At 71.3% G+C, this 21904-nt stretch carries 16 protein-coding genes and 1 pseudogene; 6 read left to right on the top strand and 11 right to left on the bottom strand.

Translation table 11 applies throughout. The annotated features are described in order from the left end of the window. Positions 1-10: 10 nt before the first annotated feature. Positions 11-178 carry a hypothetical protein gene (locus K4G64_RS22390; protein ID WP_097222720.1) on the top strand — a complete coding sequence of 56 codons (168 nt, stop codon included), beginning with the start codon at positions 11-13 and terminating at the stop codon, positions 176-178. 231 nt (positions 179-409) lie between these two features. Here K4G64_RS22390 and K4G64_RS22385 read toward each other — a convergent pair whose 3' ends face one another. Beyond that, the gene (locus K4G64_RS22385) at positions 410-1834 is read right to left on the bottom strand and encodes a PHB depolymerase family esterase (RefSeq protein WP_221757808.1); all 1425 of its coding nucleotides are present in this window, start codon (positions 1832-1834) and stop codon (positions 410-412) included. A 376-nt stretch (positions 1835-2210) separates the two neighbouring features. Between K4G64_RS22385 and K4G64_RS22380 the strand changes: the two genes are divergently transcribed. Further along, positions 2211-3653 carry a tannase/feruloyl esterase family alpha/beta hydrolase gene (locus tag K4G64_RS22380; protein ID WP_221757807.1) on the top strand — a complete coding sequence of 481 codons (1443 nt, stop codon included), beginning with the start codon at positions 2211-2213 and terminating at the stop codon, positions 3651-3653. A gap of 106 nt (positions 3654-3759) precedes the next feature. On the opposite strand, the pseudogene K4G64_RS22375 reads toward K4G64_RS22380, so the two are convergent. Beyond that, positions 3760-3906 (bottom strand): annotated as a pseudogene (locus K4G64_RS22375) (hypothetical protein); the annotation flags it as partial. Positions 3907-4279: 373 nt separating this feature from the next. Between K4G64_RS22375 and K4G64_RS22370 the strand changes: the two are divergent. Next, on the top strand, positions 4280-5479 hold the full coding sequence (locus K4G64_RS22370) for a S8 family peptidase (protein WP_221757806.1): 1200 nt from the start codon (positions 4280-4282) through the stop codon (positions 5477-5479). Positions 5480-5566: 87 nt separating this feature from the next. Here K4G64_RS22370 and K4G64_RS22365 read toward each other — a convergent pair whose 3' ends face one another. Further along, a complete protein-coding gene (locus tag K4G64_RS22365; protein WP_221757805.1) occupies positions 5567-7075 on the bottom strand; it encodes a cryptochrome/photolyase family protein in 1509 nt (502 codons plus the stop codon). Positions 7076-7250: 175 nt separating this feature from the next. Between K4G64_RS22365 and K4G64_RS22360 the strand changes: the two genes are divergently transcribed. Together K4G64_RS22360 and K4G64_RS22355 are read left to right on the top strand one after the other, a co-directional pair. After that, the gene (locus tag K4G64_RS22360; RefSeq protein ID WP_221757804.1) at positions 7251-7781 is read left to right on the top strand and encodes a 2'-5' RNA ligase family protein; all 531 of its coding nucleotides are present in this window, start codon (positions 7251-7253) and stop codon (positions 7779-7781) included. Between the two features lie 148 nt (positions 7782-7929). After that, a complete protein-coding gene (locus K4G64_RS22355) occupies positions 7930-9471 on the top strand; it encodes a fused MFS/spermidine synthase (RefSeq protein ID WP_221757803.1) in 1542 nt (513 codons plus the stop codon). 25 nt (positions 9472-9496) lie between these two features. Here K4G64_RS22355 and K4G64_RS22350 read toward each other — a convergent pair whose 3' ends face one another. From K4G64_RS22350 to K4G64_RS22330, 5 genes are all read right to left on the bottom strand, one after another. Continuing rightward, positions 9497-10138 (bottom strand): hypothetical protein, encoded by a 642-nt coding sequence (locus tag K4G64_RS22350; RefSeq protein WP_221757802.1) that lies wholly within the window; start codon positions 10136-10138, stop codon positions 9497-9499. Then, positions 10135-11790, bottom strand: coding sequence for a serine/threonine-protein kinase (locus K4G64_RS22345; protein WP_221757801.1), 1656 nt, complete (start codon positions 11788-11790; stop codon positions 10135-10137). Before K4G64_RS22345 ends, K4G64_RS22350 begins: the two co-directional genes overlap by 4 nt. A gap of 161 nt (positions 11791-11951) precedes the next feature. Beyond that, the gene (locus K4G64_RS22340; protein WP_221757800.1) at positions 11952-15236 is read right to left on the bottom strand and encodes an alpha-L-rhamnosidase; all 3285 of its coding nucleotides are present in this window, start codon (positions 15234-15236) and stop codon (positions 11952-11954) included. Between the two features lie 213 nt (positions 15237-15449). Beyond that, on the bottom strand, positions 15450-15749 hold the full coding sequence (locus tag K4G64_RS22335; protein ID WP_221757799.1) for an AzlD domain-containing protein: 300 nt from the start codon (positions 15747-15749) through the stop codon (positions 15450-15452). Beyond that, the gene (locus K4G64_RS22330; RefSeq protein WP_221757798.1) at positions 15746-16546 is read right to left on the bottom strand and encodes an AzlC family ABC transporter permease; all 801 of its coding nucleotides are present in this window, start codon (positions 16544-16546) and stop codon (positions 15746-15748) included. The genes K4G64_RS22335 and K4G64_RS22330 overlap by 4 nt, the downstream gene beginning before the upstream one ends. Before the next feature lie 123 nt (positions 16547-16669). Between K4G64_RS22330 and K4G64_RS22325 the strand changes: the two genes are divergently transcribed. Beyond that, positions 16670-17260, top strand: a complete 591-nt coding sequence (locus K4G64_RS22325) for a CGNR zinc finger domain-containing protein (protein WP_221757797.1) — start codon at positions 16670-16672, stop codon at positions 17258-17260. A gap of 90 nt (positions 17261-17350) precedes the next feature. Here the strand turns inward: K4G64_RS22325 and K4G64_RS22320 are convergent, their stop codons facing one another. The 3 genes from K4G64_RS22320 to K4G64_RS22310 all read right to left on the bottom strand — a co-directional run. Further along, positions 17351-18478 carry an acyl-CoA dehydrogenase family protein gene (locus K4G64_RS22320; RefSeq protein WP_221757796.1) on the bottom strand — a complete coding sequence of 376 codons (1128 nt, stop codon included), beginning with the start codon at positions 18476-18478 and terminating at the stop codon, positions 17351-17353. A gap of 58 nt (positions 18479-18536) precedes the next feature. Further along, on the bottom strand, positions 18537-19694 hold the full coding sequence (locus tag K4G64_RS22315; protein WP_221757795.1) for an acyl-CoA dehydrogenase family protein: 1158 nt from the start codon (positions 19692-19694) through the stop codon (positions 18537-18539). Continuing rightward, positions 19694-21904 (bottom strand): non-ribosomal peptide synthetase (locus K4G64_RS22310; protein WP_221757794.1); only part of this gene is annotated, 2211 nt, incomplete at its 5' end. The genes K4G64_RS22315 and K4G64_RS22310, both read right to left, overlap by 1 nt.

The following is a 21904-nucleotide window of genomic DNA, read 5'->3' as shown; positions in this document are numbered from 1 at the left end:
AGCTCGTTTCATGCTCGGCATAGTCGCGGCGGTGCTGTTCTTCTTCGCGTTTCTGATCAACGCGGCAGAGATCAGCACCAACGATGTGTTCTCTTCGACGAACGTCATGCTGCTGGGACTGCTGTGCCTCGCCCTTCAGGTGGCCGGAGTCGGTGGCGGCTGGGCCCGCAGACGATGACCTCGTGCTCTGCGGATCCGCCGGCGTCCCTTCGGCGGATCCGCAGAAGCACACCAGTCACCGGAGACAACCCCCGACGGGCATTTCGTAGTCATCGGCGGACGGAAATGGCGGGCAACCGATCCGCCCTTCCCGAGGAGATCGCCGCTCGTCTTCGGCGTCACCTCATGTCGGCCGCCGGGCGGTGCGCGCAGCGACGACCACATAGCTGACGGACGTCCCCACGCATGGTCAACTCGGGCAGCCCGCTTCGTCGATGACGTAGTGACCGGGCGCCGTCTGCTTGAGGGTGTGGCTGGTGAACGTGTTCCACAGCCCCATGGCCTGACCCGAACCCTTGGCGTAGGCGTAACCGCCGCTCTGGTAGGCGCGCCCTGCGGCCGTGTGCTCGTAGTTGCTGGCCGTGTGGCAGGTGGGCGTGAAGCCGGTGGTCGTGGCCGGCACGGCGGGAGAGGCGCTGCCTGCCTTGCCGGCGGTGTCCACGGCGGCCGCCGTGTAGCTGTATGTCGTGCCGGTGGCCAGGCCGGTGTCCGTGTAGGAAGTCGACGTCGTACGTCCCACCTGCGTGCCGCCGCGATAGACGGCGTACGAGGCTGCGCCCGTGACCGCCCGCCAGCTCAAGGAGACCGTGGTCTCCGTGGTCCCCGTGACCGTGAGCCCCGTGGGCGCGGGCAGGGAGCCGGTCTCCTCCTCGCCGTCGAGCCCCCAGAAGCGGGCGGTGTGGTAGCTGGAGCAGATGGTGTCGAGGTAGTAGGTGCCGGCGCTGCCGCACTGTTCCGCACCGCTGCCCGGGTCGACAGCCAGCCCGTGCCCCATGCCGGAGACGGTGTAGACCTCGACGGCGGAGCGGCCGGAGGCGTCGTCGTACACGCTCAGTGTGGTGCCCCCGCCGAGGCTCTCCGTACGGGAGGGCGTCTGGCCGATGCCCCACACGTTCGTCCACTGGTCGCGCAGCTCCGTGGCGTTGGCGGGCTTCACGGTGGTATCGGCGGTCCCCTGCCAGATCGCCACGCGCGGCCAGGCGTTCGTGCCGGCCGGGGCGGCGGCACGCACCAAGTCCCCCCACTGTGCGGGGCTCTTGTCCGGCGGGCTGTACATGCAGGTGTACGCCATGGAGACACTGCTCGCGCAGCGGGCGGGCAGTCCGGAGCCGATGGCCCCGCCCGCGAAGACGTCGGGGTAGGCGGCCAGCATGTTCGCCGTCATGGCGCCGCCCGCCGACAGGCCCGTGATGTAGACGCGCCGGGTGTCGCCACCGTAGAGCGCGACGGCCTTGTCCACCATCTGCTTGATCGACAGTGCCTCGCCCTGACCGCGTCCGCTGTCGCCCGGCTCGAACCAGTTGAAACAGGAATTGGCGTTGTTGGCGCCGCTCGTCTGGGGCAGAACCAGCGCGAAACCGTAGGCGTCGGCGAACTTGGGCCAGCCGGAGTGCGCGTAGTAGTCGGTGGCGCTCTGCGTGCAGCCGTGGAGGGCGACGACCACGGGCGCGTCGGCGGGCAGTGCGTCCGGCGCGTAGGTGTACATCGACAGATTGCCGGGGTTGGTGCCGAACCCGGTGACCTGGGTCAGACCCGCGGCGGATGCCTGGGGTGCGGCGGCGAGCAGGCCGCCGGTCAGGGCCAGAGCCCCGGCGGCGGTAGCCCATCGGCGCATGCCTCGGACCACGGTCCGGGAGAAGCGGAACGCAGGGTGCGACTGTCCCATGACGACTGCCTCCTGATGTGGGGGAACCTCGCCGGTAGCGGGGGAGCGGCGGCCGGCGTGTGGCGTTGCATCATCGGCGTTCGCGTGCCGGGGGCGGCATGGGTGGGGCAGCCACGAGTGGCGAGAACCTGTGTGAGGGCAGAACATGTCCCGGCTCCTACAGGACCGTGTATGGCAAGAGCCGCACGGCATGCCAGCAGGAGCCCACACGTGGTGCTGACAGCCACCCCGCCACCCCGGATGGTGTTCGCTGGCCCCATATGTGACAGCGAAACCGCGCCATAGCCTCCCGCGCATCCCTTTACACGACGGTGGAGGCTCACGCATGCGCTTCTCATTCCGCCCCCCGACCCGCCCCCGGCGACGCGGCGGTCCGGCAGGCCTGGCCCTGGCCGCCCTCACCTGCGCGCTCGCACCGCCCGCCGCGGCGGCAGCGGCCGGCCCGGACGCCATCCACTGCACGCACTCCACGCAGGTGCGCGTACCAGGCGCGGAGCACCAACGCACGGCCTGCCTCGAGGAGTTGACCACCGCCGGCACGGTCGGCTCGGGCCACACCGACCCGGCCGACTGGGCGGGCCTGACACCCGAGGACCTGGCCGTTCCCAGCGGGGTCCCCGGCCTTCAGATCGACGGCTACTTCCCGGACACGTCGACCACCAACACCAACAACGGATGGAACCACGACGCCCAGTTCGTGATCCGCCTGCCCGACCGATGGAACGGAGGTCTGGTGGTCGCGGGCACCCCCGGCAACCGGGAGCAGTACGCCAACGACCGCGCCATCGCCGACTGGGTGCTGTCCCGCGGCTACGCCTACGCCGCCACCGACAAGGGCAACACCGGCCTGGCCTTCCACCGGGACGGCAAGGAGCCGGGCGACGCCATCGCCGAATGGAACGACCGGCTCACCCAGCTGACCCGAGCCGCCCGCGCCACGGTCGCCCGGCACTATCAACGCCCGCCCTCACGCACCCTGGTGACCGGCATGTCCAACGGCGGATACCTCGTGCGCTGGCAGTTGGAGAAGCATCCCGGCCTCTACGACGGGGGAGTCGACTGGGAGGGCACCCTGTGGCGCTCGGGCGGCCCCACCCTGCTGAACTTCCTGCCCCAGGCGCTGCGCCACTACCCCGTGCACGCGGCCGGTGGCGAGGGAGCCAACGCGGCACGCGGAGCTCTGCACACGGCAGGATTCCCGGCGGGGTCCGAGTTCCTCTGGCCCTACCACCACAAGGTCTACTGGGATCTGACCCAGCGCATCTACCGCGAGGAACTGGACCCCGGTTTCGACGGCCCGACCGAGGCGGGCACGCCCTTCTGCGCGCCGGGCACGCCGGCCTGTGACGCCGACTACGACTACGCCGCCCGGCCTCGCGAGGTCCACAAGGCCATGAAGAAGATCGCTCTGACCGGCCGGATCGGCAAACCGTTGATCACTCTGCACGGCACCCTGGACGTCCTGCTGCCGATCACTCAGGACTCGGACGTCTACGCCCGCATGGTGCGCCAGGCCGGCCGCGGCTCACTGCACCGCTACTACCGCATCGAGGGCGGCACCCACACGGACGCCCTCGTCGACACCCACCCGGAGCATCTGCGCCCGCTCACGCCATGCCACCGCACGGCCTTCACGGCCCTGGAGAGCTGGCTCACGCCCGGACACCGCCCGCCCGCCTCCCACACCGTCCCGATGCCCGAACGAGCAGACGCCGCGACACTCCTCAACACCTGCCCCCTCAAGGCCCGCAGCGACACGGCCCCCTGAACGGCCTTGCGCGCCCCAGGGGCCGGGGGAGGGCGGCAGGTGCGTCCTCCCCGGCCGACCGGGCTCGTCGTCAGGACGGTGAGAGTTCCTCGCGAACCGTACGGGCGGCGTGGACCAGGCTCTCCAGCGAGGAGCGGCACATGGGGGTGTGGATCCGGGTGTCCGGCCGTACCCCGCCGGTGGTGAGCCGGAACGCCTCGGTGGCCCACGCCAGGTAGGCGGGGTGGTCGGTGGCGCGCAGCGGCAGCGTCTCGGCCGGGGTAACTAATCGGTCTGGTTACCGCCGCGGCGCGCAGGCTGCAGCAAATTTCGGATTCTACGAAGTGCCGGTCCGAAATCGCTTGCTGCGGAACGGCGCTGTCTACCCAGATTGTTTGGAATCACCGCCCCTCCGGGTGCATGGTCACACATCCTCGACACAACGTCCGTAAGAGCGACGGGCGTGTGAGGGATGAACGCGCCGGGAGGGGTGGCCGGTTCGCGCGCAACTGACCTGCCGATACGGCGCGAGTTGGCGTGGAGCTCTTGATCTGCGCACATCAATGAGTCAGGTTCGAGGCGGGCCGAACGCATTTCCGGTCCGCCCCCCCACACCCCCCACGAAAAGTGACGAGGAGAACCCTCACATGGCAGTTCGCGCATTCACACGCAGAATGCAGATCCTCACCGCCACGGCTGTCGTCGCAACCCTGACGACCTTCGGGACGGCACACGCGCAGATCCTTCCCGAATCCGCTCCCGCCGAGGGCACCGTGTACGGCCTCGGTGCCGAGGGAGCCGTACCTGGCAGCTTCATCGTCACGCTCGACGACAAGGTGAACAAGCCCGCGCTCGCCAAGGAGTACGGCGGCAAGCTGAAGCGCACGTACACTGCCGCCCTCGACGGCTTCTCCGCCAGTGGCCTCTCGTCGGCCGAGGCCAAGCGCCTCGCCGCCGACCCGTCGGTCGCCAAGGTGGTGCAGGTCAAGAAGTTCAGCATCAACGCCACCCAGGACAACCCGCCCTCCTGGGGCCTCGACCGCATGGACCAGGCGGACACCGCCGGCGACAGCAAGTACACCTATCCCGACGGCGCGGGCGAGGGCGTGACCGCGTACGTCGTCGACACCGGCGTACGGACCACGCACAAGGACTTCGGGGGACGGGCCGCCTCCGGCTTCGACGCCGTGGACAACGACAACGACGCCACGGACGGCAACGGCCACGGCACCCATGTCGCCGGCACGATCGCCGGCACGGCCCACGGTGTCGCCAAGAAGGCGAAGATCGTTGCCGTCCGGGTGCTCGACGACAACGGTTCCGGAACCACCGAGCAGGTCGTCGCCGGCATCGACTGGGTCACCAAGAACCACCAGGGCCCGTCCGTCGCCAACATGAGCCTGGGCGGCGGCGCCGACGAGGCCCTCGACGAAGCCGTGCGCAAGGCCGTCGCGGCCGGAGTCACCTTCGCCGTCGCCGCCGGCAACGAATCCGCGGACGCCGGGCAGGGCTCCCCGGCCCGTGTGAAGGAAGCCATCACCGTCGCGTCCTCGACCAAGGACGACAAGCAGTCGGACTTCTCCAACTACGGCGCGGTCGTGGACGTCTACGCCCCCGGCTCCGACATCACCTCCGCGTGGAACGACAGTGATGAGGGCACCAAGACCATATCGGGCACGTCCATGGCCACCCCGCACGTCGTGGGCGCCGCGGCCGTCTACCTGGCGGGCCACAAGGACGCCACGCCGGAGCAGGTCGCCAAGGCCCTCACCGACGGCGCCACACCCGACAAGATCTCCAACCCCGCGCAGGGCACCGCGAACAAGCTGCTGAAGATCGTGGAGTAGTCGTCCTCGACCGGCGCTCGCCGTGCTGTCCCGACAAGGCACGGCGAGCGCCGGCGGCGTTGCTGCGCTGTGCGGCGAACAGGCTTGTCACGGCACCCCGTCGCCCCGCCGCCGCTCCTGGCGCAGCACTTCGTCGAGGTCGGCGAGCCGGTCCAGACCCTGGACGGCGCGCCGCATCCGGGCGTTGCCGGACAAGCGGTGCCGGTGCCGGTGCAGGAAGGCCCAGTACCCGGCGGTGTACGGGCACGCGCGAGGGCCGGTGCGCTCGGTCGGCCGGAAGGCGCAGCCCTCGCACAGGTCGCTCATCCGGTGGATGTAGGCCCCGCCCGAGGTGTACGGCTTGGTGGTCATCCGGCCGCCGTCCGCGTACTGGGACATGCCGACCACGTTCGGCAGCATCACCCAGTCGTAGCCGTCGACGAAGCAGCGGTGGAACCAGTCGGTGACGGCGGCCGGATCCCAGCCGCGCTGCAGGGCGTGGCTGCCCAGCACCATCAGCCGGGGGATGTGGTGCGTCCACCCGGTGTCACGGACCTGGGCGAGCACCCCGGACAGGCAGCGGGCGGTGACCGCGTCCGCGTCGAGTTCGGTGAACCAGTCCGGCAACTCCCGGGTGTGCCCGAGGGCGTTGCCGTGCCGGTAGTCGTCGCCGAAGTGCCAGTACAGGTGCCAGACGTACTCCCGCCATCCGGCGACCTGGCGTACGAACCCCTCGGCGCTGTTCACGGGGACGTCGCCCTCCCGCCAGGCCCGTTCGGCACGCTCCACGCACTCGGCGGGGTGCAGCAGTCCCAGGTTCATCGAGGACGACAGCAGACTGTGGGCCATCACCGGGTCACCGGCCAGCATCGCGTCCTCGTACGGCCCGAACGAGGGCAGCCGGTGCGCCACGAAACGGCGCAGCGCCGACAAGGCCTCCCGCCGGGTGGCGGGAAAGCGGCGGGGGCCGTCCCGGCCGACGAACCGCACTCCCTCCTCGCGCTCCCACCGATCGAGGTCCTCCCGCACCCCCGCGTCGATGTCGTCCTCGTGCGGCCGGTACGGCCCGGGCACGTCCAGCGCGGTGGCGCCGCGCGGCGGGGGCTCGCGGTTGTCGTGGTCGTGGTTGAACCGGCCCCCGGCCGGGTGGCCGCCGTCCATCAGCAGGTCGTGCCGTTCTCGGACCCAGTGGTAGAAACTCTCCTGGAGCAGCCGCTTGCCATCGAGCTTCCCGGCCCACCCGGCGAACTCCTCGTGTGCGACCAGGAATCCGCGGGCGGGCAGCACCCGTACCCCCGGCAGGGAGCGCACCAGTCGCAGCGCCGCGTACGAGGTGGGGTGGCACACGGTGACGGGCGCGTCGCCCACCGCGTGACGCAGGCCCTCGCGATACGTCTCCGCCCGCACGTAGGTCACCCGCTCACCCAGTTCCGCCGCACGGTGCCGCATCGCCGAGAGCACCAGATGGGCCTTGGCGCGGTGAAAGCGTCGGCGCCGGAAGACCGACCGCGCCTCGATCATCATCACCGGCGCCTCGCGGTCCGGGCCCCGCTCACCGTCAGGGGCGAGGAAGTGCGGGCCGAGCTGGTCGCCGAAGAGCCAGTGCGGGGTGGCCATGGCAAGGAGCCTTCCGTCAGGGGCGGGCATGCGTAGGGGCGGTGGAGATTTCGCCCATCGCGGCGGAACCGGATGCGGTCGCCGTCCTGGGTCGCCCGTTCGGGTGCAGCACCTGGCCTGCGAGACCGGCCCGGTCGGCCGGGACCGTGCAGGTGATCGCCGGTAGGCTGCCGCGGTGCGCACGGTCGAGCTCTTGTTGGACGAGGCGGCGGAACAAGCGGTCCGGGAGGCCTGGCGGCGGCTCGCCGACGCGGGGCTGCCCAGCCAGGCGCGTCACCGCTCGCCGACCAACAGCCCGCACATCACCCTGGCCGCCTGCCCGGAGCTGACCGCCCCGATCCGCTGGGAGCTCGCCGAGGCCGCCGCCGCCCTGCCACTGCCGGTCCGGTGCACCGGCGTGGTCCGCTTCGAACGGCCCACCTCGGTGCTGGCCTGGGCGCTGGACCTCGACTCCGCGCTTGCCGCCCTGCACCGCCGCGTGTGGGAGGCGGTGGCCTCGGACAGCCCGCTCGAGACCCTCAACCCCTTCCACGAGCCCGGTCGCTGGGCCCCGCACATCACCCTCGGCCGGACCCGGCGCGCCGGCGCCTACGCCGACCGGCGGATCCCGGAGCTGCTGCCGGCGCCACCGCTGCCCATCCGGCTCACGACCCTGCGCAGCTACGACACCCTGACCGGCACCCTGGAGGTGCTGGAACCCCGTTGAGCTCCTTGCCGGGGACCCACTCGGACTGGTCGGCGTACGCTTCCCCTTCGCCGACACCCGATCGACGTCCCTCCACCGCAAGTCACGCTGCGGGGCGGGCAGATGAGGGTCCGCACGGTGCCGTTCGGTCTGTGAGCTGCGTGCAAGAATGTCGCCCGTGACCGAATCGTCGTCGCCCGCCCCTGAGCGCACACCGGGCCGTGTCGGTCTGGGTCCTCGGGCCGCCGCACTGCTGGTGTTCGGATCCTCGGCAGCGGTGCTGGTCGTCGAGATCGTCGCTCTGCGGCTGCTCGCCCCCTACCTCGGCCTGACCCTCGAGACCAGCACCATGGTGATCGGCATCGCGCTCACCGCCATCGCCTTCGGCTCCTGGCTGGGCGGGCACATCGCGGATCAGGTCGATCCCCGTCGGCTCATCGGCCCTTCGCTCGGAGTGTCCGGGGCGGTCGTGGCGCTCACCCCGTCCGTGCTGCGCACCACCGCGGAGTGGGCACCGGCGGTGCTCCTGGTGATCGCGTCCCTCACCATCCTGGTGCCGGGCGCGCTGCTCTCCGCGGTGACCCCGTTCGTCACGAAGCTGCGGCTCACCAACCTGGCGGAGACCGGTACGGTGGTCGGCCGCCTGTCCGGAGTCGGTACCGTCGGCGCCATCGTCGGCACCGTGCTCACCGGCTTCGTCCTCGTCTCGAGACTGCCGGTCAGCGGGATACTGCTCGGTCTCGGGGCAGCGCTGGTGGCGGGTTCGGCATGGGTGGAGTGGCGCACACGCGGGTGGAGCGGCGCCCCGGCCCTGACACTGCTGGTCCTAGCCGGCGGCCTCGGCGTCACGGTCGCGCCCGGGGGATGCGACGTGGAGACGAAGTATCACTGCGCACGGGTCGTCGCGGACTCCGACGGGGGCAACGGCCGCACACTCGTCCTGGACGGCCTGCGGCACTCCTACGTCGACATCGACGACCCGACCCATCTGAAGTTCGCGTACGTGCGCGCCATCGCGTCGGCGGTGGAGGCCGCCTTTCCGCACGGTGAAGCACTGACCGCTCATCACCTCGGCGGCGGCGGGCTCACCCTGCCCCGCTACCTCGCGGCCACGCGGCCCGGGACGAGCAGCCTCGTCTCCGAGATCGACGGCGGCGTCGTGGGGATCAACCGTGAGCAACTCGGACTGCCGGCGCAGGCCGGCATCGGCGTGCGCGTCGAGGACGGCCGACTGGGGCTGCGGCGCCTGGACACCGCCAGTCGTGACCTCGTCGTCGGCGACGCCTTCGGAGGTGTGAGCGTGCCGTGGCACCTCACCACGGTGGAAGCGATGACCGACGTACGGCGCGTGCTCGACGAGGACGGTCTGTACGTCGCCAACCTCATCGATCACGGAGGCATGGACTTCGCACGGGCCGAAGTGGCCACCCTGCGTGAGACCTTCGAGCACGTCGCCGTCCTCGGCGAACCCGCCGACATCGGCCAGGGCCCGCCTGCCGACTCCGTCGGCGGCAACCTGGTGGTGCTCGCCTCCGACCGACCGGTCGACCTTCGCGCGACACAGCACGAGCTGGACGCCCGGCACACCGGCTGGAAGATCACCAGCGGCGGGGACCTCGACGCCTGGATCGGCGACGCCCCCCTGCTCACCGACGATCACGCACCCGTCGACCAACTCCTGCAGCCCTACAGTCCGCAGACCGGCAGGTGACAGCGGCCCGGGCCGGTTGGAGCGGTCAGGGGCACGCGTACGTGAAACGGGTGGACGCCGTGCGCTGGTTCGCCGACAGGATGCGCAGTTCGGCAAGGGCCGTGTGCTGTCCCGGCCCTTGGAAGGTCCACCGCAGATGGAGTCGTGCCCGCTTCTGTCCCCGGACCATCACTTCTTCCAGCACGCCCGAGGTGGTGCCGTCGCTGCGGACCCAGCGGTAGGACAGCGTGCCCGGACGGCCGTTGGTCGTGACGAGAGCGACGATCCGTGCGGTGCCGTCGCAACCGAGTGCCGTCGGCCGGGCCGTGACCGCGATCGCGCCGACCCTGAGCGGCTGCCCGAGACGCTGCCAGGCGAGGAGCGCGAGGACGCAGAACACGACGAGCACGGGCAGTGCGTGTCGGCGCAGCCGTCGGCGCCGGGGTGCGGGCGGTGGTGCGGCGGCGGGCATCCGGTGGGTGCGATGCGCGATGGTGGCGGTCACGCCCGGGCCGAAGCGCAGCACGGTGCCTTCGACGCGGTCGGGCGGCGTCGATCGCTCCTCCGCCGCAGGCTCGACGAGGGTCTCGTCCGCTCCGGGGCGCTGTATCCAGTGGCTGGCCAGCACTGTGGCGCTGTACTCGGCGTCGACGGGAGCGGGCCCGTGCTGTTCGTTTCGTGCGGTCATCGGAGATCGCACCGCCTCGTGAGGATCTGCTGGGATGCGCCCCCGTCGGCGGAGGCCGGCGCCGTGGTGGCCTGAACCGCCCAATAACAGCCCAGACCCTGAAAGGTGTGGTCGACGGTGAGGGTGTACTGGGTGGCGCCGCTGCGTTCGAAGGTCTGGGACGGCCCGTCCGGAGTGCCCAGCGGGCCTGCCGTACGTCCCGTGAACCAGGACACCGTGATCGAGACCGGACCGGTGCCGTCCGTGGTGATTCCGACGGTGGCCGTGGCGCTCGTGGGACCTGTCTGCCGGAAGTCCGACACCACCACGTCCTTGACGGCGGGTGCGACAGGCGGTGCGGGCGTGGAGGTCGTGGGCGTCGCCGCGGTGGCCGGGCCGCCGGGCGCGGCGGTCTCCGGGCCGCCGGAGGGGGCGGCGGTGGCCGAGGGCTCATCCGAGTCGGTGGCGGGCGGGCCCGAGGGCGACGAGACAGCGGGTGACGGCGACGAACCGGCCGACTCGGTCGGCGTGGTGGAGGGAGACGGCGAGGCGCCGGTGGGAGACGGCGCAGCGGCCGGCCCTTGACCGGGCCCGGCACTCGTGGTGGCCAGGGCCTGCGCCGTCTGCTGCGCGGCGCTCCCCGGGTCGAACGGGATCCCGAGGGTCAGGAGGACACCGAGAAGCGCCGCGCCGGCGGACACGAGCAGCCCCGGACGGCCGGGCAGCCACGACTGTGCTGGGCCGAGTCCCGGCGGAGCGTGCAGGACCGTGCGAGCCGTGTCCGTGGTGCTCCGCGGTGCCTCGCGGGACGAGGGCAGGAGCAGCGGCAGCAGGGCCACCAGCGCGGCGAGCCGGCCTCGGCCGCGTTCCTCCCAGTCGGAGCCGTAGGCGGTGCCGGCGGCGGTCTCCAGCTCCGCGACCAGGTCCTCTGCGCGTGCGGGCCGTTCCTCGGGGTTCTTGGCCAGTCCCCGGCGCACCAGGTCCCGCACCGGCTCGGGGGCCTCCTCGGCCGGCACGGGTGCGTCGACGTGCTGGAGCGCGAGTTCGGCGAGGTTGTCACCGAGGTACGGCTTGCGGCCCGTGAGGCATTCGAAGAACGTGGCCGTGGCCGCGTACACATCGGCGCTGGGAGAGGCGGGAGCACCGGTCCACTGCTCGGGGGCCATGTAGGAGGGGGTCCCGGCCACACCCGAGCTGGTGCCCGCATCCACCGCGATGCCGAAGTCGACCAGCTTGGAGCATCCGTCCGGCGAGACCAGGACGTTCTCCGGCTTGTAGTCCCGGTGCACGACGCCGATCCGGTGCGCGTCGGCCAGCCCGAGCAACGAACCCTTGAGGATGACGAGCGCGGCTTCGGGGTCGAGCGGACCGTCCCGCTTCAGCAGCGCACGCAGCGAGACGCCGTCGACCAGCTCCATCACGATGGCGGCGCCGTCCGGGCTCTCCACGTACTCGTACAACCCGGCGACGTACGGGCTCTCCAATCCACCCAGCAGCCGTGCCTCCGCGCGGAAGTCGTGCACGAAGCCCGGCCGGGTGCGCAGGGACTCACTGAGGTACTTCACCGCGACCGGAACGCCGGTCTCCTCGTGGACGGCCTGGACGACCCGTCCACTGGCCCCTTCCCCGAGCTCGAGCGACCCGGTGTACCCGGGCACCTCCCACGTGTTCATCGCACCCCCCTGGGCCACCGTTCGGCATCGGCCGGCCCCGCACTCGAGGACACATCTTTCGGCCACCGCGGTTGCGTGGCCAGAAGTACGCGCGAGGCGTGCCCGGACCGTGACAGAACGGTGGAGAAACCTGCAGGAGCCCCCGCGCCCCCGGGACTGCCCTAGCGGGAACCCGACCCTGCCGCGAAGTCGTAGGCGCCCGAACCGACCTGGAAGACGGCCGCCCCGTTCTCCATGCGCAGGAAGCGGACTCCCGTCGCCTTGTCCGCCGGTCGGCCGCCCTCGGTCACCGTGCCGGGCGTGTCGGCCGGGACGTGGACTTCCGCGACCGTGTTGACCGGCACCGTCACCTTCACGGTGAAGACGCCGTCGCGGTCGGTCCAGCGCGATGACAGCAGGCCGTGGACGGTGTGGAGGCTTCCCGAGCCCCTGGTCAGGTTGCCGCCGGGTACGGGTGCGATCCGGGAGCGCTTGTAGCCGGGCTCGATGGGGGAGAGGCCACCGATGTTCTGGAACATCCAGTCACCCACGGCGCCGTACGCGTAGTGGTTGAAGGAGTTCATGTCGACGGGGCCGAACTCGCCGTCGGGCATGATCGAGTTCCAGCGCTCCCACATGGTGGTGCCGCCCTTCTCGATCTCGTAGCCCCAGGACGGGTAGTCCTTGTGCAGGAGCATCTTGTAGGCCAGGTCGTCGCGGCCGATCCGGCTCAGCGCGGGCAGCAGCAGCGGCGTGCCGATGAAGCCGGTGCGCAGGTGGTGGTCGGTCAGGGCCAGCTTGGCCACGAACTTCTCGCCGACCTTGCCGACGAGGGCGGGGTCCACGACGAGGTCCATGCCCAGGGCCATGGCGTAGCCGGTCTGGGAGTTGCCCTTCACGGTGCCGTCGGCCGAGACGTAGGCCCGGGTGAAGGCCCGGCGGATGTCGGCGGAGAGTTCGCGGTAGTCGGACGCCGCCGAGTCGTCGTCCAGGGCGTCGGCGACCTCGGCCATCATGCGGGCGTTCTCGGCGTAGTACGCGGTGCCCAGGATGCCCTGTTCGGTGGGGTCGTCCAGATGCAGCCAGTCGTTGGTGAAGAAGGTGGTGCGGCCGGGCTCCAACAGATCCGCTCCGGCACTCTCGCGCACGAACTGGAAGAACTTGCGCATCGCGGCGTAGTTGTCGCGCAGGATGCGGGTGTCACCGTAGGAGCGCCACACGTGGTACGGCACGGTGATCATGACGTCGGACCAGCCGACGCCGCTCTCGGCGAACTGGCCCTGGGGGGTCGGTACGACGGCCGGCAGATCGCCGTTGGCGTGCTGGGAGTTGCGGACGTCCGCCATCCAGTGGGACAGGAACGCGCGTGTGTCGACCAGGTAGTTGGCCGTCGGGGCGAACAGGCTGATGTCGCCCGTCCAGCCCAGGCGCTCGTCCCGGGCCGGGGTGTCGGTGGGGATGGACAGGAAGTTGCCCCGCTGGCTCCAGGAGATGTTGCTGACCAGCTGGTCGAGCATGCCGTCCGAGGTCTTGAGCGTGCCGGTGGAGGGGAGGTCGGAGCCCCAGACGACGCCCTGAACGTCGGTGAGCGCGGGAGGTGAGTCCACTCCGGTGATCTCGACGTAGCGGAACCCGTGCTGGGTGAAGGTCGGCTCGTAGGTGACCGTTCCGGAGTCGGCGAAGACATAGCGGTCGGTGACCTTGGCGCTGCGGAAGTTGTCGGTGTAGAGGGTGCCGTCCTTGTTGAGCACCTCGGCGTAACGGATCTTCGCGGTCCGGCCGGAGGAGCCGGTCAGGGTCAGCCGGGACACGCCGACCATGTTCTGGCCGAGGTCGTACACATAGGTTCCGGAGCTGGGCTCGGTCATCTTCCGGGCCGTGAGGACCTGGGTCTCGCGCACCGGCTCGTCGCTCTGCGGGACGAGCCGGGCGGTGCGTGACTCCACCGTCGCCGCCGTCTCCCAGCCGGCGTCGTCGAATCCGGCGCGGCTCCAGCCCTCGGGCCTCAGACGGGCGTCGTACGTCTCACCGTCCTGCAGGTCGGCCTTCACATAAGGCCCCTCGGCCGCCTTCCACGAGCGGTCCGTGGCGATCCACTGCACGGAGCCGTCCGTGTAGGCGACGCGCATCCTCGCCACGAGCGCCGGTGTGTCGCCGTACTGGCGGCTCCAGCCGATTCCGACCTTGCCGGCCCACCAGCCGTTCGCCAGCGATGCGCCGATCGCGTTGTCCCCACGGTTGAGCAGTCTCGTGACGTCGTAGGTCTGGGACTGGATGCGCTGGTGGTAGTCGGTCCAGCCCGGGGCGAGTACCTGGTCGCCGACCGGCCTGCCGTTGATCTCCAGCGCGTAGACGCCGAGGGCGGAGGCGTAGACCCGCGCGGAGGCGACCTTCTTGCCGGGCTCGGTCGCGAAGGCCTTGCGGAGCAAGGGCATCGGCCGGACATCGGGGCCGTACAGGGCGTCTGTGGTGCCGGAGACGGCGAGGGCGGAGTCGGTGATGTCACCGCCGGAGAAGGGGTTCCGGCCGGAGGCGAAGTCGGTGTCGAGCAGAGTGCTGCCGTCGGCCGCGGTCACGACGGCGTCGTGGACCGTTCCCCGCTCGCCGCAGCAGGCGTGGGTGCGGAAACCGATGTAGCCCTTCGTGAAGGTGGAGTCGGTGAAGGTGCTGACGAGCTTGCCGTCGAGTGCCGTCCTGATCGTGTCGCCCGCCACGTCGTAGCGCACGGTGTGCCGGTCGGCGAGGAGGGATGCGTTGGTGAAGCCATAGGGTGCGAGATCCACTTCCTCGACGACGCTGTAGGCGCCCTTGACCTGCTTGTGCAGTCGCAGCGTCGGGCTCGCGCCGGTGACGCTGAACTGCCACATGTATCCGTTGGCCGTGTCGGGAGCGCGCAGGAACATGCCGAAGGCGGCGCTGTCGAGCTTGAACCGGACGGTCGCGGTGTAGTCGGTCCACTTGTCCAGCTCACTCGGAGCGCTGGCGCGCGTGATCCACTGAGCGCCGTCCCAGTCACCGGCGTCCAACAGGCCGGTCTCGAAGTACGCGTTGGTGCTCCACCGGCTCACGGCCCCCTTGTCGTCCCAGACCCGGACGCGCCAGTGGTAACGAGTGGCCGGCTTCAGGGCCGGGCCGCCGTACTCGACGTCGACCTGCCGGCCGGAGGTCACCTTGCCGGACGACCACACGTCGGCGGCCCCTGGCCCGCGTCCGACCGCTATCTCGTAGGCCTGTTGTGCAGCCGCCCGCCGGTCCGATGCCAACTGCCATCCGAACACCGGGGTTTCACCGCCGATGCCGAGGGGGTTCGTGCGGCTGTTGGTGCTCAGGGCCCGCACGGAGAGAGAGGCGTCCCCGGCGGACGCCGCCGGTGACAGGGGAGTGGGGAGTGCGGTCACGCCGCCGAGTACCGCGAGCACGACGAAGCCCGAAAAGAGGCCGAGCATGAGGGGGCGCCTGAGCAGCATGGCTTCTCCGGTCTGCTGAATCGTTTCAATCAAGCAGGTCGCGGGGACAGTAGCTGCGTGACGTGTAGCACGTCAATACGTGAGTCGGCCTGGATTGCCGTTGAAATCGGGGTAGTTGGGGGAGCCGGTCTCTCGCGCGCGGCAGTACGAACGCTGCTCCCTTGCCTGGGCCATGCCGCTCATTGTGACCAAGCGCGTTTCCGCCGGTATCCCCTAAATGCGCAACAGCGCCGTCACGGCGACCGCGGCCACCAGGGCCACGGGGAGAGGGGCCCGGCGCCAGAGGAGCAGCGGGACGACCGCGAGTCCCGCGATCACGGTGAGATCCACGGCGCTCCAGCGGGCGCCCAGTACGTCCACGACGATGAAACCGGCGAGCAGCGCGGGGGCGGTGAGGGCGATCACCGACTGTGCTCGTGGAGGCAGGGTGCGCCCGCCGAAGAGGGCGGGGCCGAAAGCCTTGCAGGTGAAGCTGAGGGCGGCGACGGCGCCGATGGTGAGCCAGAGAGTCATCGTGCGACCTCTTCGTCGGAGTGGAGGGGGTGCACGGCCTTCTCGGCCTCCTCGGCCTGCCCGGCCGTTGCGGCCGCGTCCGCTGCTTGGGCTCCTTCGGAGCGGGGCGCCCGGAAGAGGGCGACGAGGGCCGCGAGCGCCGCGCCCACGAGGGCGGGCCCGGCCGGTAGGAAGACGATGAGGCCTGCCGCGAGTACGGCGCCGAGCAGGGCCGGCAGCCGGTTGATCCGTTCCCGGCGGACCTCGTCGAAGAGGAGCGCGACGAAGAGTGCCGGTGTGAGGACGTCCAGTCCGAGCCGGTGCAGCAGATCGGGGTCGGGTGACACCACGACGCCCAGGGCGGTGCCCGCGACCCAGGCGGGCCACTGGATCGCGGTGGCGCCGAAGAGCAGGTACCGGTCGAACCGTCCCCCTCCGAGATGGGCGGCGGCCCACGACCCGTCGACCACCGCCTGGCCTTCGAGCGCACGGCGGAACCGGCCGCCGCGCAGATCACCGGCGACGGCGATCCCCATGGGGATGAAACGGCTGTTGATCAGCGCCGCGGACGTCACGGCACCGGCGATGCCGCCGCCCGAGCCCAGGGTCGCGAGCAGGGCGAACTGGGCGGACCCCGAGAAGACGGCCATCGAGCAGATCACCGGCGCGAGATGTCCCCAGCCCTGCGAGGTGCTGATCGCGCCGAAGCTGACGGCGAGCAGAAAGGAAGCGGCCGCCAGTCCGGAACCGGTCTTGAGGCCGGACAGGAAGCTCGCACGCGGCGAGACGGCGGGTTTCGCTGATCGGAGACTGTCCATGCCCCGAGTCTAACAGTCATAAGAGTTTATGCCTGTTAGCAAAGCGAGTACGCTGGGGGTGTGATGAGCAAGCACTCGGTTCTCCCCGCCCCGGCCACATCGGGGAGCCCTCACGACTCCGGCATGTCACTCGTGGGCGGCCACCCGGTACTCGACTTCGCCAATACCGTCGCCTGGCGCCTGGACCCCGACCGCACGGCCGACCGCGTCCAGGGCGCCGAGGCGTGGGCCCGGTGGGCCGTCGCCGCCGGACTCCTCACCGTCGACCGTGCCGAGGCGATCCTCCGAGCCGAGTCGGCGGACTCCGCTCCCACCACGGACGCGACCGCGGCGCTCATGGACCTGCGCGCGGCCCTCTTGCCGGTCCTGGACGCCCTCGTCGACGACGAGGCGCCCCCTGCCGAGGAGTGGGAGGCGCTGCGCCGCAGCATGGTGCTGGCCCGCGAGGACGCCGCACTGCCCCGCGCCTTCCCCCTGCGGTGGCAGCCCGGCACGGACCGCCTCGGCGACCTCGCTCACGCGCTGGCGCTGCTGGCGGAGGACCTGCTGGCCGGGGACGGCCTGAGCCGGATCCGGCGCTGCGCGGGCCCCGGATGCGGCTGGTTCTTCCTCGACCGCTCCCGGAGCGGGACCCGGCGCTGGTGCAGCTCGGACGACTGCGGCAACCGGGACCGCGCCAGGCGTCACTACTCCCGTACTCGCCGGCGCGGGTGACCTCACCTCACGGGCATCGCGGGAGCCAGCCGCCGGGCGAACCGTCGTTCCGGCCTCGTGAGCCCCGGCGGCGCAGCGCACCGACAGGGCTCACACGAAGGCGCCGGCGAGGATCGGGGCGGCCAGGCGCCGCAATTCGGTGGGCCGTCCCAGGAGCAGTGAGTCGACCGCCGCCCGCCGGTAGAAGAGCTGCGCGTCGTGCTCCTCGGTCATGCCGACCGCCCCGTGCAGCTGCACGGCGTCCGTGGCCACCCTGCGGGCCAGTTCGGCCGCGCACGCCAGGGCCTCCAGAGCTGCCAGCCGGGCGTCCCGGTCCGTGTCGGCGAGCCAGGCCGCCTCCTCGACGAGCAGACGGGTGGCCTCGCGCTCGGTCGCCGCGTCGGCCATACGGAACGCCGGTGCCTGCTGGGAGGCGACAGACCGCCCGAACTGGCGCCGCGTCCGCATGTACGCGGTCGTCTCCTCCAGCGCCGCTCCAGCCATACCCAGCAGATAGGCCGCGTGCCTGATACGGGACCGCAGCAGCGCCTCGGCCCAGACCGCACCGGCATGCGGGCCGCCGAGGTCGACGGCGTCGGCCAACGGCACGCCGTCGAACTCGACCTGGTAGAAGTCCCCCCGCCCCATGTCGTCATGACGGTGCCAGGAGATGCCGTCGTGGTCGGCGGGCACGAGGAGCAGCCTGGTCTCCCCGTCTGTGCCGGTGCCGACCAGCAGCAGCCGGCTGACGTCCGGTGCGAAGGCGACGAAACGGCGTACGGCTCGCGCCCGGCCCGGCTCCGTCGTGACGTCGACGGGCCCGGGACGGTCGGGCTCGTCGACGGCCTCGGCACGGACGGCGACGGCGGCGGCCTCGCCGTCCGCCAGGCGCGCGACGATGTCCGGCCGACCCGCCGCGGTGGCGATGTCGACGACGGTGGCGGTGTCCGCCCACGGGCTCTGGTAGAGGGCCCCGCCGATGTGCCGGGCCAGCACGACCTGGTCCGCCAGCCCGGAGCCCGAGGTGAGCTCCGGGGTCAGCCGCAGGGCGCCCAGGTCGCACAGCGTCTGCCAGACGGCCCCCCTGGCGTCGGCCGAGGCGTCGTCGGCGGAGGCTTCGAAACCGGCACCCGGATCGCGCTGGCCCATCCGGCGCAGGTCGGTGACGAGTTCGCTGTCGAAGAGTGCGGCGAAGGTCTGTTCGGTCAGTGTCTGTCGCTCACTGGGGGAGAGGTCCATGGAGTGTGTCCTTCACGGAATCGTGGGGGCCGGTGCGGCAGCGGGGCGGACTCCGCTCTCAGGAGAGAAGCCGCAGACTCTCCGAGGCGATGAGGTAGCGCATGATCTCCGAGGTGCCGGCGGACAGCGTGATCCCGGTTCCCTCGCGGTGGGCCGCTTCGCGCGTACCGGTGGCGCCGGCCGCGTCCCACGCGCTGAGGGTCGCCTCCAGGCCGCCGACCTCCAGCCCGTAGGCGCTGATCCGCTTGAACAGCTCGGTGGCGTAGAGCTTCGACATGGCGGTGGAGACGCCGTCCAGGTCACCGGCCCGGATCCGGGAGATCACCTGCCAGGCCATGAGGTGCGCGGCACGTGCATGCGCGTCGAGCTCCACCAGTTTCTGCTGGTGAGCCGGGTCGTCCAGGGAGCCGTCCGCCGCCGCCCGGTGCAGAATCTCGTCGAGCAGACGGCGGGCCTTCGCCTGGAACTCCAGGCCGGTGCGCTCCACTGGCAGCACGTCGTTGAGCACCTGCCAGCCGCCGTCCACGTCTCCCACCACGTCGTCGCGGGAGAGGCGTATGCCGTCGAGGGTCACATCGCAGAACTGCTCGTCCGTCAGGTTGGGGAGGGTTCGCACCTGCACCCCCGGGGTGCGCAACGGCACCAGGAAGAGGGTGATGCCGTGGAACGCCACCTCGGACGTGGTCGTACGGGCCGCGCACAGGGCGAAGTCGGCGAACTGGGTCTTGAGGCTGTAGACCTTGCGGCCGTAGAGCCGCCAGCCGTCCTCGTCGGGCTCGGCACGGGTCTGCAGCGCGGCCAGATCCGAACCGGCCTGTGGCTCGGTGTAGAGGACGGCCGCGTTCTGCTCGCCGGACGCCAGCGCGGGCAGCCGGGCGGCCTTCTGCGCCTCGGTGCCGGCCATCATCAGCACCGATCCGACGATGTCGATACTGACGATGTGGACCAGGTCGGGCACCCGGGCGCGGATCAACTCCTCGGTGAGGATCGACTTCTCCACGACGCCGCGTCCCAGACCCCCGTACTTCTCGGGCCAGTTGACGGCCAGCCAGCGCTTCTCGCCGAGCCAGCGGTAGACGTCCAGATTGCCGGGCTCCTCTCGAGGCGGCAGGCGGTGCACGGAGTCGGCGACCTTCCGCACCCGGTCCTCCGCGAGAAAGGCACGGACCTCCTGGCGGAATTCCTCTTGTTCTTCGGTGAAAGCGAAGCGCATCATCAGCCCTTCGACGTGCCGGTCAGGGCGAGGTCCAGGACCTCGCGCACGATCGCGCCGACCCGGTCGGCGTGCGGCGGCTGGAGCAGCGTGTAGTGCGAGCCCGGCACCTCGCGGCGCTCGACGCGGCCGGCCAGGGCGTCCCAGCCGTCGGCGTAGGCGGCACCCCCTTCCGAGGCGACGCACTGGTACAGGAAGCCGTCGAAGGCGGGTACCGGCGACGTCAACCCGGCGCGGACCGTGTCCAGATAGGACGAGATCTTCTGCCGCAGGTCCTCGCCCATGCCCTCGGGGACGAATCCCGAGGACTCCAGCAGCCGGACGACCGCGCTCTCCCGCTCGGCGTCGGAGGGCAGCGAGGCGAGGAAGGCGGCATCGGGTTCGTCCTGCGGCCTGCCGGCCAGACCGGCGATGTCGTGGACGAACCCGGCCAGGATGTCCGCATGGTGCGGTGGCTCGGGCAGCACCGGCGGCACGGCGCAGTCGAGCAGCACGATCAACGGGACCTGCTCGCCCTGTTCGCGCAGCAGGCCGGCCATGGCCACCGCGATGGTGCCGCCGAGCGACCAGCCGGCCAGCAGGTACGGGCCGGCGGGGCGGACCGCCCGTATCCCTTCGACGTAGCGGCGGGCCATGGCGTCGACGGTCGTGGCCGCCTCCTCGCCGTGCAGGCCGACCGCCTCGACGCCGTACAGCGGCTGGTCGTCGCCGAGGGAGCGGGCCAGGGAGAAGAAGGGCACCGCGGTACCGCCGGACGCGTGCACGCAGAACAGGGGCGGACGCTCGCCACCGGTGGTGATGGGGACCACCCAGGGGGGAACCGCGGCGGACACCGTCTCCTCGGCCTGCTCCCCGGGGGGCGCCGCGCCGGTGCGCTCGTCGAGGAGCGCGGCGATCTGGTGCATCCGCGGGGCGGTCAGGATCTCCCGGGCGTCGAGCGGAACGCCGAAGTCGCCGCGCAGTCGCGACACGAGCCGCATCATGTTCAGGGAGGTACCCCCGACCTCGAAGAACCCGGCGGCCGGTCCGACGGAGCCGGGGCGCAGTTCCAGGATGTCCTCGACCACCGTGATGAGCGCGCGCTCCGTCCTGGTGGCGGGGCGTGCCGGTGCGGCGGCGTCGCCGCGCGCGGCGCTCGCCTCCGGCAGCCGTGACCGGTCCAGTTTCCCGTTGCTCGTCAGCGGCAACGCGTCGAGTCCGACCACGACCGCGGGGACCATGTGCGGCGGCAGCTCGGACGCAAGGTAGCGGCGCAGCGTGTCGTCCGTGGCCTCCGCCGGCGCCGCCGGGCCCACCACGTAGGCGACGAGCTGCGGGCTGCCACCATCCGAGAGCGGGGCGGCCAGCACGACCGCCTGGGTGACCCCCGGGTGGGCGCGCAGCACGTGCTCGATCTCCCCAGGCTCGATGCGCAGTCCGCGGATCTTGATCTGGCCGTCGGCGCGGCCGACGAACTCCATGACCCCGTCCGCCCGGCGGCGTACCAGGTCCCCGGTCCGGTACATGCGCTCCCCGGGCGGGCCGAACGGATCGGGCACGAAGCGTTCCGCGGTGAGCCCGGGCCGCCGCAGGTATCCGCGGGCCAGTCCGGCGCCCGCCACGTAGAGCTCCCCGGCCACCCCGTCGGGCGCTGGGCGTCCCTGCGGGTCCAGAACGTAGGCGCGGTGGTTGGCCATCGCGGTGCCGATGGGCGGGGTGGTGAGGTGAGGACCGGGCGGACAGCGGAAGTCGACGCAGGCGACGGTCGCCTCGGTCGGCCCGTACCCGTTGTGGAACTGCCGGCCGTCGCGGTTCCAGGCCGTGACGAGGTCACCCGGGAAGGGTTCCAGACCCACGAACAGGGCACGCAGCTCCGGCAGTTCGGCGGGATCGAGCATCCCCAGCACGGTGGGAGGCAGGTCGCTGACGGTGACCCGGTGCTCGCGCATCAGCCTGGTCAGGAGGGCCGGATCGAGCAGGTCCTCCTTGGCGGCGGTGACGACCCCGGACCCGTTGCCGAGCGCGGCGTGGATGTCGAAGACGCTGACGTCGAAGGCGGGGTTGGCGAACTGCAGCAGCCGGTCCTCGGGCGTCAGGGAGAACAGGTCGCGGCAGGAGGTGACGAAGTTGACCGCGCTGCGGTGGCTGATCTGCACGCCCTTGGGCTTGCCCGTGGAGCCCGAGGTGTAGATGACGTAGGCGAGGTTGTAGGGGGAGGCGGCGCGCGTCGGGGG

The organism is Streptomyces sp. WAC04114, assembly GCF_019733245.1.
Classification (GTDB): domain Bacteria; phylum Actinomycetota; class Actinomycetes; order Streptomycetales; family Streptomycetaceae; genus Streptomyces; species Streptomyces massasporeus_A.
Note: the sequence above shows the minus strand (reverse complement) of the source record. Positions and strands in the feature narration are given on the sequence as shown.